This window comes from Spongiibacter pelagi, assembly GCF_014705705.1.
GTDB lineage: Bacteria > Pseudomonadota > Gammaproteobacteria > Pseudomonadales > Spongiibacteraceae > Spongiibacter > Spongiibacter pelagi.
This window is the reverse complement of sequence record NZ_JACXLD010000005.1, coordinates 223,212-236,666: the sequence shown is the minus strand read 5'-3', so window position 1 is coordinate 236,666 and position 13,455 is coordinate 223,212. Positions and strand designations below refer to the sequence as shown.

10 protein-coding genes are annotated in these 13,455 nt (G+C 51.5%); 3 read left to right on the top strand and 7 right to left on the bottom strand.

Features of this window, described 5'->3' with window-relative positions:
* The first annotated feature begins 8 nt into the window (after positions 1-8).
* From nhaC to IB286_RS10755, 3 genes are all read left to right on the top strand, one after another.
* On the top strand, positions 9-1,442 hold the full coding sequence (gene nhaC, locus IB286_RS10765) for a Na+/H+ antiporter NhaC (RefSeq protein ID WP_190765367.1): 1,434 nt from the start codon (positions 9-11) through the stop codon (positions 1,440-1,442).
* Complete coding sequence (locus IB286_RS10760) at positions 1,439-2,257, top strand: alpha/beta fold hydrolase (protein WP_190765365.1); 819 nt, start codon at positions 1,439-1,441, stop codon at positions 2,255-2,257. Before nhaC ends, IB286_RS10760 begins: the two co-directional genes overlap by 4 nt.
* Positions 2,258-2,325: 68 nt before the next feature.
* Entirely contained in the window at positions 2,326-3,237 is a 912-nt protein-coding gene (locus tag IB286_RS10755) for a nuclease-related domain-containing protein (RefSeq protein WP_190765363.1), read from the top strand.
* A 133-nt stretch (positions 3,238-3,370) separates the two neighbouring features.
* Here the strand turns inward: IB286_RS10755 and katG are convergent, their stop codons facing one another.
* The 7 genes from katG to IB286_RS10720 all read right to left on the bottom strand — a co-directional run bounded on the left by katG (position 3,371) and on the right by IB286_RS10720 (position 13,387).
* Positions 3,371-5,566, bottom strand: coding sequence for a catalase/peroxidase HPI (katG, locus tag IB286_RS10750; protein WP_190765361.1), 2,196 nt, complete (start codon positions 5,564-5,566; stop codon positions 3,371-3,373).
* Between the two features lie 176 nt (positions 5,567-5,742).
* Entirely contained in the window at positions 5,743-7,209 is a 1,467-nt protein-coding gene (locus tag IB286_RS10745) for a M20 family peptidase (RefSeq protein ID WP_190765359.1), read from the bottom strand.
* Between the two features lie 255 nt (positions 7,210-7,464).
* Positions 7,465-9,984 carry a TonB-dependent receptor gene (locus IB286_RS10740; protein ID WP_190765357.1) on the bottom strand — a complete coding sequence of 840 codons (2,520 nt, stop codon included), beginning with the start codon at positions 9,982-9,984 and terminating at the stop codon, positions 7,465-7,467.
* A 105-nt stretch (positions 9,985-10,089) separates the two neighbouring features.
* The gene (locus IB286_RS10735) at positions 10,090-10,605 is read right to left on the bottom strand and encodes a DUF1993 domain-containing protein (protein ID WP_190765356.1); all 516 of its coding nucleotides are present in this window, start codon (positions 10,603-10,605) and stop codon (positions 10,090-10,092) included.
* An 82-nt stretch (positions 10,606-10,687) separates the two neighbouring features.
* Positions 10,688-11,233, bottom strand: coding sequence for a response regulator transcription factor (locus IB286_RS10730; RefSeq protein ID WP_190765354.1), 546 nt, complete (start codon positions 11,231-11,233; stop codon positions 10,688-10,690).
* Between the two features lie 3 nt (positions 11,234-11,236).
* Entirely contained in the window at positions 11,237-12,571 is a 1,335-nt protein-coding gene (locus IB286_RS10725) for an ATP-binding protein (protein ID WP_223826306.1), read from the bottom strand.
* A gap of 60 nt (positions 12,572-12,631) precedes the next feature.
* Positions 12,632-13,387 (bottom strand): SURF1 family protein, encoded by a 756-nt coding sequence (locus IB286_RS10720; RefSeq protein WP_317889742.1) that lies wholly within the window; start codon positions 13,385-13,387, stop codon positions 12,632-12,634.
* Between the last annotated feature and the right edge of the window lie 68 nt (positions 13,388-13,455).

Here is a 13,455-nt window from a genome sequence, read left to right as displayed (position 1 = left end):
GAGCGCCTATGACCCCATCTGCCCGACCACCCGCCTCACTCTGGCTGGCACTAACGCCGCTGGCCTTACTGGTCGGACTACTGGCGCTCAATGTCGCTATTTTTGGCGACGCCGGCATAGAAGGCCCCAACCAATTTGCCTTGATTTTAGCCGGTGCCGCCGCCGCAACCATCGGCCTAACTCGCGGCGTGAGCTGGCACCAATTACAAGAAGGCATGCTAAGCGTCGTGCATGTCGCCATTACCCCGGTGCTGATGCTCTTGCTGATCGGCGCACTTTCCAGTGCGTGGACAGTGAGCGGCATTGTGCCAACGCTCATCTATTACGGCCTGCAACTGGCCGATCCCGCTTGGTTTTACGCAGCCACTGCCGTCGTCTGTGCCATCATCTCCAGCGCCGTGGGCAGTTCGTGGACCACCGCCGCCACCATCGGTGTCGCCATGATGGCCACCGGCGAAGGTTTGGGACTCGACCCTGCGATTACCGCAGGCGCCGTTATTTCCGGCGGCTATTTTGGCGACAAACTTTCACCGCTTTCCGATACCACCAACCTCGCCGCCGGGGTGTGCAATGTCGACCTGTTCAGCCATGTACGCTATATGGCATTCACCACGCTACCCTCTTTCGCCATCGCCCTGCTGATATTTCTGTTTCTTGGCTGGCAGCACAGCAATGCCTCGGAAATCAGCCAATCTGCCCAGATGCTGACCGCACTGCAAAACAGTATTTTCCTTTCTGGCTGGCTGCTGTTAGTCCCCGCTCTTATCGTCACGCTGATCATGCTGCGCCTGCCCGCACTGCCGGTAATGCTGATCGCGACCTTACTTGGCGCCTTGTGTGCGGCCCTATTCCAAACTGAGCTGATCTATCAAATTGGCGGCAGCACCGACTGGAAAGGACTCTACAAAGGCCTGATACAAAGCATTGTAAGTTCCACCGAAATCCAAACCGGCCATGCTGCCAGCACCGACCTACTGAGCCGGGGCGGTATGGCGGGCATGCTTAATACCATCTGGTTGATTCTCAGCGCCGTGGTTTTCGGTGGGCTGATGGAAGCCAGCGGTTTATTGGGGCGGATTACCGATGCACTGAAAAACTTGGCCCGCAGCCGCACCTCATTAGTCGCCACCACCGCCGGTAGTTGCGGCGTATTAAACCTGACCACTGCCGAGCAATACCTCACCCTGTTAATCGGCGGGCGCATGTATAAAGATCTCTACGATCAACATAATCTCAGCCCTCGCAATCTAAGCCGAACCTTGGAAGACTGCGGCACCGTCACCTCCGTGCTGGTTCCGTGGAATACCTGCGGCGCCTATCATGCGGTCGTGCTGAATATCGCCACACTGAGCTATCTGCCCTACTGTTTTTTCAATCTTATCAGCCCGCTGATGAGTATTTTGTATATGCGTTTCAATATAAAAATTGAGGAAAAAGCGTGAGCTTTAACACCCGCGACATTACCGTAAACGGCGTTCAACTCAACGTCATTATTGAGGGCGAAGGCGCCCCAGTGCTTTTAATTCACGGTTTTCCAGACAGCAAAGAAATATGGAAATATCAAATTCCCGCACTGGTCGAAGCCGGCTATCAAGTCATTGCGCCAGATACTCGCGGCATTGGTGACTCTCAGTTATTGCCCCACAAATCCGATTATCAGTTGGAATACTTGATTGAGGATATGCGCGCGCTGCTGGATGAACTCGGCATCGAAAAAGTCAAACTGGTGGGCCATGACTGGGGAGCGATTATTAGCTGGCAATTGGTTATGACCCACCCGGAACGCTTCGAAAGTTTTGTCGCCATGTCTGTTGGCCACCCCGCCGCTTATATGTACCGGGGCGGTTTCCGCCAAAAACTGAAAGGCTGGTATGCCATTTTCTTTCAACTTCCCACGTTGCCGGAGTGGTCTATCAAAGCCTTTAACTGGGCCATGTTGCGCGGTTTGGTTAAACACCGAGGCTCAATGGACGAAATGACCGAACGCCTCGGCCGACCCGGTCGCCTCACTGCCGGTATTAATTATTACCGCGCCAATATCCGCCGCTTGATGGGAAAAAACTGGCCGCCGATGCCGGTAGCTGTAATGGGAATTTATAGCACTGGCGACGCCTATCTCACCGAGGCGCAAATGCGCAACTCGGCTGAATTTGTTAGCAATGATTTTAGATTTGAATTGATTGCAGACACCGGCCACTGGATGCAAATCGATGCGCCGGAAAAAGTAAATCAGCTACTGCTGGATTACTTGAAATAAGCATTGCGGGAATCAAAGCTTTACCGCTTTGAATGGATTCAACACAATACAATGGACTGAACAAAAAAATGGACACTACACGTAAAGCAGCCGGCGAACAGCACGAAAAAAACATTAGTTACCAGCTAAGCCGGCGCCTACCTTCTGATACATTTAAAATATTCGACAATCTGAAACTTACCCATGACGGGTTTTCTGCCCAGATCGACCACCTTGTCCTTCATAAATACGGTTTCATCATCATAGAATCCAAAAGTATTCATGGTGAAGTGAAAGTGAATCGCGAAGAAGAATGGTCACGAAGCTATAAAGGCACTTGGTACGGCATTGGCTCACCAATCAAACAAGCTGAGCAGCAAATAGAAATATTGAAGTCGGTATTACAAGATCATGCGCCAAATCTTCTTGGGCGTTTATTGGGAATGCAAAAAGGCTTCAGAGGTCGGCAATACGACATTTTAATTGCTATATCGAGTTCTGCGATGTTTGATCGAGAATCTGCGCCCACTCACATCAATGATCGAGTCATTAAGACGGAATTTCTCGCAGACAGCATTAAATCCATTCCCGGTAAATACGCGTTTTACAAAGTAGACAGCAGCCCTTGGTTTTCCGAAAAAGAAATGAGCGCGATTACAGAGTTCTTAGCGCCAATGTGTCATCAAGATGACTCAAACGCAGAACTATCAGAGGAACCTGATAATAAGGAGCAACATAAAGTTTCCGAGGAAAATTGTGAGATTCTCTTAAAGTGCAAAAGCTGTGGCGGCGTCGAAGGGCTTATGGGCGCCTACGGAAAATTTGGTTACTACATTAAGTGTCCCTGCGGCACCAACACTTCAATGAAAATCCCATGTCCATCTTGCGCCGCAAAAGATACCAAGGTTTCAAAGCTAAAGACGCAATACACCTTAAGCTGTAAAAGCTGTACAAAAGAAGTATGTTTAGGGGATTTCCCTGCCGTAGAAACGAATTCTTAAAATGACGGGCTAGGCGCTACGAACAACAATCAAAATCAAATCGTCTTTGCTAGGCCGTAAAAAGGGGAATAAAAAACGGCCTGATTACTCAGGCCGTTTTCGTTTACTGCATTACTTCATTACTGCCAGTCGATTAGATATCAAAGCGACCGTTGTTCATAACTTTTGTCCATGCAGCAACAAAGTCATTCACAAACTTCTCTTTGCCATCGTTGGCGGCATACACTTCAGCCACCGCGCGCAGCTCTGAGTTAGAACCGAAGATCAGGTCAACGGGGGTTGCGGTCCACTTCACTTCGCCAGTGCTGCGGTCGCGGCCTTCGTACATGCCCTGAGCTTTGCTGGACTTGTTCCACGCGGTAGACATGTCGAGCAGATTCACAAAGAAATCATTGCTCAGTTTGCCTGGTTGCGCCGTGAACACACCGGCTTTATTGCCACCGGTGTTAGCATCCAGCACACGCAGGCCGCCCACCAGTGCCGTCATTTCTGGCACAGTCAGACCCAACAGATCGGCGCGATCAACCAGCTCTTCGGCAGGAGACAATCTGGCGTTGGCACCGTAGTAGTTACGGAAACCATCAGCTTTGGGCTCCAACACAGCGAATGAAGCAACATCGGTTTGCTCTTGCGTAGCGTCCGCACGACCCGGAGTAAAGGGCACTTCCACCTCGTAACCTGCATCTTTAGCCGCTTGTTCAATCGCCGCAGCGCCACCCAATACAATCAGGTCAGCGATGGAGACTTGCTTGCGACCATCGAAGTCTTGCTTAATGGATTCCAGCTTCGCCAGCACCATTTGCACTTCGGCAGGATTGTTCACCGCCCAATCTTTTTGCGGCGCAAGACGCAGGCGACCACCATTGGCACCACCGCGCATATCGCTGTCGCGGAAGCTGGCTGCAGAAGCCCAAGCCGTACGCACCAGTTGCGGCACAGTCAGACCTGACTCAAGAATTTTCGCCTTGAGTTTTTTGGCATCGCGAGCGCTGATGGTTTTGTATTCCACCGCAGGAACGGGGTCTTGCCATACCAGCAGGTCTGCAGGTACATCTGCACCGAGGTAGCGTGCGCGTGGGCCCATATCGCGGTGCGTCAGCTTAAACCAAGCGCGTGCGAAAGCTTTCTGGTATTCCTCGGGGTTCTCAAGGAAACGCTTGGTAATTTCGCCATAGCTAGGATCGTAACGCAGCGCCAAATCGGTGGTGAACATGATTGGCGTGTTCATTTTGCCTTTCACGTGAGCGTCGGGAACAAAGCTAGCTGCCTTGGTATCCTTGGGCACCCACTGGATTGCACCAGCCGGGCTGCGGCTTTTCACCCAGTCAAAGGCATACAGGTTAGATAGGTATTGAGTGGTCCACTGAGTGGGGCTTGCTGACCATGCACCTTCCAAACCAGAGGTGATGGTGTCTTCAGCATTACCCTTGCCACATTTATTGGACCAACCAAAACCTTGCTGCTCAGTTGGTGCACTGGCGGGGTCATTACCCAGACATTCTTCGGGCTTGTGCGCGCCGTGCGCTTTACCAAAGGTGTGGCCTCCGGCGATCAACGCGACGGTTTCTTCATCGTTCATCGCCATGCGACCAAAGGTCTCACGAATATCTTTCGCAGCCGCCAGTGGGTCTGGATTACCGTTAGGTCCTTCTGGATTTACATAGATCAAACCCATTTGCACTGCAGCCAGCGGACGCTCCAATTGACGATTGCCGTGGAAGCGCTTAGACGCCAACCACTGGCGCTCAGGCCCCCAGTACACATGGTCTGCTTCCCAGTCATCTTCACGACCACCGGCAAAACCGTAGGTTTCAAAACCCATATCTTCCAGCGCAACAGTACCCGCCAGAATAATCAAATCAGCCCAAGAAATGCTGCTGCCGTATTTCTGTTTAATCGGCCACAACAGGCGGCGAGCTTTGTCCAAGCTTACGTTATCGGGCCAGCTATTCAGTGGCTCAAAACGCTGTTGTCCACCATCGGCACCACCACGGCCATCCATCGTTCGGTAAGTACCGGCGCTGTGCCAAGCCATACGGATAAAGAACGGGCCATAGTGACCAAAGTCAGCCGGCCACCAATCTTGTGAGTCAGTCATCAGGGCTTTCAGATCGGCAGTCAGTGCAGCCATATCGAGCTGTTTGAAAGCCTCGGCATAGTTGTAGTCTGCTCCCATCGGGTTGGACTCTGGCGACATTTGACGCAGGGGCTGGAGATTGAGCTTTTCCGGCCACCAATCGCGATTTGACATAGTCTCGCTACTAGCCATTCCCGTCATGGGTGCTAATGCAATTGTGATTGCAGCTACCAAAGGTAGTTTCTTAAGCATTGCCGTCTCCTCCTGGTTTTATGGTTGGCTTATGCATGGGGGAGTATAGCTGTGCTGGCCAAAAGGGGGCATCGAACGTTTCTATGCACTGAATAGGCAAAAGCTATGAACGAAAAAGCCCCGGCTGGCGGGGCTTTCAGAGGGATAAAGTATTTCTCAAAGCATTGCCGAAAAAATCAAAGCTCCCCGGCACGTAAAATCAGTCGATAGTAAATATCCACCGCTTGCGCATAACTGGCAACCGAGACGCGCTCATCGGTGCCGTGAATCCCTTTCAATTCACGGGGGCCTAATTCCACTCCCATAAAGCGAAAGCTCGCATCGGAAACCTTATCAAAATGCCGGGCATCGGTCGCCGCTACCACCAATCGCGGAGTGACGATCACCGCCGGATCAACATCTTGAATCACATCTGCGAGTACCTTAAAACCCACACTATCGGTGGATGAAAGCTGAGAGGGATTGCTGCCAAAACCGTATTCCGCTACCGAAACTTGCTCATCATCAATAATCGCTTTCACTTGATCGATCACGGTCGCAATGGTTTCACCCGGCAGAATCCGAAAGTTCACCACCGCCGAAGCCGTAATCGGCAGCACATTATCTTTCACACTGCCCTGTAACATGGTCACTGCCGTAGTGGTACGCATGCCCGCATTGAGGGCCGGAATCTGTGACATGATTTTTTCAATCAAAGGCCCGAATAACCATTCATTCGCCAGCAGGACTTTCTGAAAGAAAGACAGCTCATTACCCAAAAACTGGAAAAACTCCACGGTCAGGCCCAGGTCCGCAGGAAAGGGATGATCTTCCAAGCGCTTAACCGCTCGGGCAATCACCCCCGCCGCTGAATGTCGTGGCGGCATCGAGGAATGCCCACCGTCTCCACGGGCGCTAAGCTCGAGACTGACATAGCCCTTTTCACCCGGCCCAATAAGGGCAACGCGGGCATTTAAACCGGGAATCATATCCTTGGCGATAATTCCGCCTTCATCCAATAGAAACGCCAAGCGCTCGCCGCGCGCTTCCAGAAGTTCGGCTACGGCAATAGCGCCAGCACCACCCACCTCTTCATCGTGGCCGAAGGCAAAATAAATTTTACGGGGTGGCATATACCCCTCTTGCAGCGCCCGTTCCGCCGCTTCCAGAATCCCCATCACGCCGGCCTTATCATCTGCCGTGCCACGACCCCAGATATAGCCATCTGCCACCACGCCAGCAAAGGGCGGGTAAGTCCACTCCGCTTCCGTACCGGGAATAACCGGCACCACATCCTGATGAGAAAGCAAAATTATAGGCTGGGCGGAAGCATCGCTACCTTCCCAGGTCAGCAACAAAGTATCGTCTTTAATACGTTGAGGTTTGAGCTGACTAAAAACGAGAGGAAAACGCTGCGCCAAAAACTGTTGGAAATCCGCGAAGGCCTGCCGATTTACCAGACTGAAATCCGCATTGGAAACCGTAGGAAAACGCACAGCCGACGCCAAACCCTCTGCAAGTTCATCCGCATTCCACGTGCTTGCCGCTGGCGTAGATGGCGCTGCCTTCGCGCTAGCCATAGTCTCGGGCGGCGCAAACTGCAGCGCTCGCACCACGATTACCGCCAATACAGCGACCACAGCAAGTAAGAATATTTTTTTCACGGTTTTAATATTTCTCTATCACGTGCTTATTTGAAAGCTAAGTTTTCGAGCGCATTCATACATTTTAAATCTATTGGATTAATGTCACGGACGCGTCATTAATCCAATATTTGAGGGAGACGCTGATTAACGTAACGAGTGCAGCAAGGTTGGCTGTCGCCGGCGCACAGAAAGCGGAGTTTATATGCCAATAAATGAGTATTTCGAGCACCGCCGACAGCCAAGATTGCAAACGTAGTAGTTAATCAGGCCTCCCTAGAATTTGACACTAAATTCTAAACCCGCCTCTCTAGGCGTACCCGGCACTCTATTCGCCACACCAATAACACTGGTCACGGCAATACCGCCAACAAAATAGTGATCATCTTTGAGGTTATTCACATAGGCGGTCAGCGCCATATTCTCGTTAAACTCCCAGTTCAGGCGCGCATTAAACAGTTCGTATTGAGAGATGGTTGAGCTGTCGTAGTTGCCGCTCAGGTAGTCGGTGCCGATAAAAATTTCATCGGAATAGTAGTATTGCAGTTGCGGCACAATGCGACCGAACATTGAATCCCAGTCGTAGCTCACCACCAAGCCGCGAATATTTTGTGGCACTTGCGGGAAGGCTTCATTGCTGCGATCAACAATGGCAAAGCCATCTGCGGTATTGGTGCCGAGCATATACTCTATAAAATCACCGTCGGTATAGCTGGCGTTGGCGGTAACGGTGAAGTCACCCAGCAGTGCGGTCAGTTCAAACTCAAATCCGTCTACCACGGCCTCACCGGCGTTACCGGTAAACTGCACCACTTCCGTTTGCGTTGCGCCACGCTCATATAGCGCCACTTGCAGATCGGTATAGTCCATTTGGAAAACAGCGACATTTAGGCGCAGACGTTTGTCGATAGCATCCAGTTTGAAACCGATTTCTTTGTTCAGCACAATTTCTGGCTCGAACTGCTGCAGCGTGGATTCGGTTTGAGTATTGCGCACATCTAAACCACCGGATTTAAAGCCCTTGCTTACGGTGGCATAGGCGATAAAGCTGTCTAGGCCGAATGTGTCCAACATCTCGTCAGTGGCTAGGAAATTTAGCGTCAAGTTTGGCGTGACCTGCGAGAACGTGGTGCTGCCACGCAGCGGTTCACCAAATACCAGTGGCACCTCTGCAGCGGAATAGGCCAGATACTGCGCCTGAGTAACGGGTGAATAAATGCCGTCCATCACATGAGTAACCGGCAACAAAATGGCTGGGTTCGTGCCAATCTGTGCATTCAGGCGATTGGCATATTCTTCATAGTCAGGCGTGATCAGCATGTGCTTGGCCTCGCGTTCTTCCTCGGTATAGCGCGCACCCACGGTTAACTGCAGCCACTCGCGCACATCCCAACTACCTTGAGCAAAAATCGCTGCGGTGCGGTTGGTGTAATCAGCCAGCAAGGCCGTGTTCGCCTGCACCGGCAGTACAAGTGCATTGGGAATTGGAACCGGCAAACCAAGATCAACGGCGGCGCTGGGGCCTACGGCGACCAGACCGTTATCGCCAACATCGGTGCCATCGAGAGTGTTATCCAAGGTTTCTTGCGACAGGAAAATCCCGAAGGTGTAATTCAACTTGTCATCCCAAGCCAAGCCATTGAATTTCAACTCCTGACTCATCTGCTCGCGCTGGGCCTTAGGCGGCGTTAAGCCCGCTCCGGCAAACACCTGATTGCCCGCATCGGGGCCAACTTGTACCGCGTGAATATAAGTGCCGTCCGAGTCACCACTGAGGCGGATATTATCCTGCATGGCAAAACTTGTGATGCTTTCCACATCAAAGCCCGCCAGCGGAAAACGCAAGGATAAGGCCGCCATATGATTGTCGATAGCGTAAACCGCATCTTCACCGTTTTGGCTGACTTGGAACTGGCTGGCAATACTGCTGCTGTAGTCACAGGCTTCTTCCAAGGTTGCACCATTAGCATCGCGGTAAATGCCTTGAGTCAGAATTGCGCCATTGTTTTGGAAGGCACAGTTATAGGGTGAACCGCGCTCGTCTATACGACTTAGAAAACCAAAGAAATCGACTTCCACTTCATCAGTGGCATACCACATCACCCGACTGGAAACCGCCATACGATCCTGATCAAACAGGGAGTTGCCGGCCGTGACGTTTTCAATCGAGCCATCACTGCGCTTAACATTGGCGGCAAAGCGCGCCGCAAGACTGTCGGTAATGGGCACATTGCTATCGAGTTTGACTTCTTGGCGACCAAAGCTGCCACCCGCGACTTTTACGCCAAACTCCAAGGCTTCGGGGTCGGGCTTTTTGGAGTCCACCAAAATCGCACCGCCGATATTATTTTTGCCAAACAGGGTGCCCTGCGGCCCGCGCAGAACCTGAATATTTGCCACATCAATCGCATCAAGCAACTGGGCATCTGAACGGGGCACATACACACCGTTGAGATACATGCCTACACCGGGATCAAGGCCGGGACTGCCAGAGCGCTGGCCGATACCGCGAATAAAAATGGCGGGGGCTTTGTAGTTGGTTTGCGAGAATTGCAGGCTGGGCGCCAAGGTTTCGATATCTTCGATATCGCTAATGCCCATTTGCTCGAGCATATCGGAGCCAATTGCCGATACCGCCAACGGCGTATCTTGCAGACTTTCTTCCCGGCGGCGGGCAGTGACGACAACTTCTTCCAGGGTGGCAGAGCTGCCAGATTGAGCGAAGACAGGGGCAGAGAAATTCAAGCCAGCCAAGGCCAGAATTGCCAAACTGAGTTTCGAAAACCGGGGTGCCATAATGACTCCTATTGTGATGTCGTGCCCTTATTTAATAGGACATTATGCCCAAGACCGCAAAGAGATTAATGGTCTATTCGGGCCAGACACCCCTTTTAACTGGATTTAGCCCATTTTCATAGGGCCAAGGAAATCGACCTTACCGATGGGCACACCCGCCTTGCGCAGCAGGGCGTAAACCATAGAAGTGTGGAAATAAAAATTGGGTAGGGAAAAACTCATTACAAAGTTTTCGGCGGTAAAGGGCAGTTCAACACCGGTCATTTTGAACATCATCGGATTATCAGCAAGGCCATTCACCGATTGAGGCTCAACCGCTTCCAAGGTGGTTTTGGCATCGACAATACGCTGATACAACTCATCAAAAGTCAGGGTTTCTGGAGTCGGCGGCGTAAACAAACCCTTCTCCAAGCCTTTAATACAACCCAAAGAATGGTGCACTACTGAGCGCAATTGAAAACTCAGCGGAAACATATCATCACACAGGGCATCATCTAATAACGACTCAACCGAGCGGCCATTTTCTTCACAGAAAACGCGCGCCTTATCCAGCACGCTAAGGGTACTGGTGATCAGTTGGAGATAGGTACCCACACTTGCATCGTATAGAGAAATTGCCATTTTTATATCCTCAGTTGTTATTTGAATTTCAGCACCGCCGACGACCAAGATTGCAAACGCAGTAATTAATCAGCGGCTCCATTTACTTTACTTGTTGCTTAGCTAGCTTACGGGCCAAGGTCCGCCGGTGCATTCCTAGCCGCCGCGCTGTTTCAGAAATATTGAAATCGGTTTCCGCCAAGGTTTGATGAATCCGTTCCCATTCCAAGGTTTTAATTGAAGTGGCCCGCCCGGTAATTTCCACCTCAGCATTACCATCGGCGCGCTGAAACGCCGCTTCGATATCATCGGTATTTGAGGGCTTGGCGAGATAGTGACAGGCTCCCAGTTTTACCGCCTCAACCGCCGTGGCGATACTGGCATAACCGGTAAGTACGACAATGAGCATATCCGGGTTATGTTCATGCAACGCCTGCACACAGGCCAGCCCTGAGGCATCGCCATCCAGTTTTAAATCCACCACCGCATATTCGGGCTCACATTGCGCAAGTAATTGTTTCGCACCTTCTAGGCCGGTGGCATGAAATACCTGATAGCCGCGACGTTCAAAAGAGCGTCCTAAAGTACGGGCAAACGCGGCGTCATCCTCGATCAAGATCAGCTGGCGCACTTCCGTATTGTCAGACAAAACTTATTCCTCTTTTAACTGCAGAGAGCACAGCGGTAAATGCAGGCTAACCTCGGCACCACATTCCGGCAAATTACGCACCTGCACTTTACCACCCAAGGTGCGGGTAACATTAAATACCAAAAACAAACCCAGACCACTACCCGCACGCTCTTTGGTGGATTGATAAGGCTGCCCTAGATGTTCCATTACCGATTCCGCAAATCCCGGCCCGCGATCTTTAACTTGGATCACTAAATCCTGACCGAAGCGCGACACTTCAAGACTTACCCATTCCGGCGAGGCTTCCAGTGCATTATCCAGCAGATTACAGACGGTTTGTTTTAATACCGCATCCGAGGCAATGGCCATATCGCCACCAAAGCGATTCACAAAATTCAGCGCGATCGGTTTTCGGCTGAGCTTCCACTCCGCCACCAAATCATTGAAGAAATCATTAACGGTATTCTCCGCCGAGGACTCGCCGCGCATTTCACCCGCCGACAGCAAAATACCGCTCACAATACTTTTACAGCGCTGTACCTGAGTTTGGATTTCATCAATATCTTCTGATAATTCCGGATCTGTCTTGAACGCCTCCATATGACGCCAATCACCCAGAATAACCGCGATGGTCGCCAGCGGCGTACCGAGTTCATGGGCTGCGCCCGAAGCCAGCAAACCCATACGCAGAATATGCTCTTCCTCTTCGGCCCGGCGCTGTAACTCTGCCAATTGGGCATCATGCTCACGCCGCGCCAATGTCATGCGATTAACATAGACCACCAATAACGAGGCAGTGAGCAGCAAACAGGTAAACATACCCATCACATAGTAGCTATGGGTGCCCATCTGATAGTCCAGCGGCAGTGACATCAGCGGCGAAAAATCCGCCAACCACAAGAAGCAAATACCCGCAAAGATAAGCAGCAACCACGCGTAAGCCGCCGACATTACCACCGCCGCCAAGCCAACTTGGACTACATAAAGAAACACGAAGGGATTGGTGGCACCACCGCTCAAATAAAGCTGGGCAGTTAAGGTAACCATATCGACCAATAAACCGAAAAACAGCTCGACAGCCAAAATCTTGCGGCCGGCGACCAGACTGACTTCATAAAAGGCATTGAAAACCGCCAAGCCTGCTAAGGTGGCAATCATCTGTTTTAAGGGAAGATCAACATGGAACAGAGAATGGGTGACCAGAATGGTGAGCAATTGCCCGAGCACCGCTAACCAGCGCAGTTGAACCAACTGCCGCATTTGCTTTTTCAGGGTTGCAGTACTGGTATCAGTATCCGTGTGCAGGCTTGCGGGAGCTGAAAATTGCTGCCGCACCATCCACCGAGAGTCAGCCATAAGTGACAAGCCTATTATTGTGAAGCTGAAATAAGCCGCCAGTATACAGGATCGTCGGAATCAGTCTTGAGGGGAGATAGCGCGACGGCGCTCTTCTCTCCACACCAAAAAGGCGGCGACCAGCACCATGAGCGCCAAACCATACCAGGTGAGGATATAAACCAGATGGGAGTTATGGAACTGAATTACGGTTAAGCCTCCAACGGGGCCATTACCGCCGGGACTCCCCGGCTGAGCTTTTGCCGCATCGACAAAATAAGGCGCCACAGACAAACCGTGTTGATCGGCCATAGTCAGCACATCTCGGGAAAACCAGCGATCTTGCTCCGGCTGATTTTCGCGCAATACACTGCCCACCGGCTCATTCATACGCAGCAAACCTTCCAACCGAAGCTCACCTGTAGGCGGTGCAGCAGGACTCACACCCTGCCCAATATAACCGCGATTGATATATACCGTACCACGGCGCTCGGTTTTAAACGGCGTCATCACCCAGTAGCCACTACCCAAATCCGTAGCAGCAACTACCAGAGTATCTTTACCCTGCACAAAATGTCCGGTCAGAAAAACATGAAGGTATTCGTGGGAATCGCGGGTGATCGAAACCCACTCAGATGGCAGCGGCGCAGAAACCGCTTGCGCATGCACCCGCGCATTAACGCGCTCAATCAGATCCAGCTTCCACGCCCGGCGCTCAACCTGCCAATTACCCAGTGCGATAAACGAGATAAACGCGGCCAAACCAAGCACAGCCAGCAGCCATAGAAAAACGCGATTACGTTTGGGGGGGAGAGATTGTGCTTGCTCTGTAACCACGTTAATTCCCCTTTGCAGAGAAACGGTTTTCGTTATTTTCTATGCCTCTCGGAAAACGTTATCGAGGC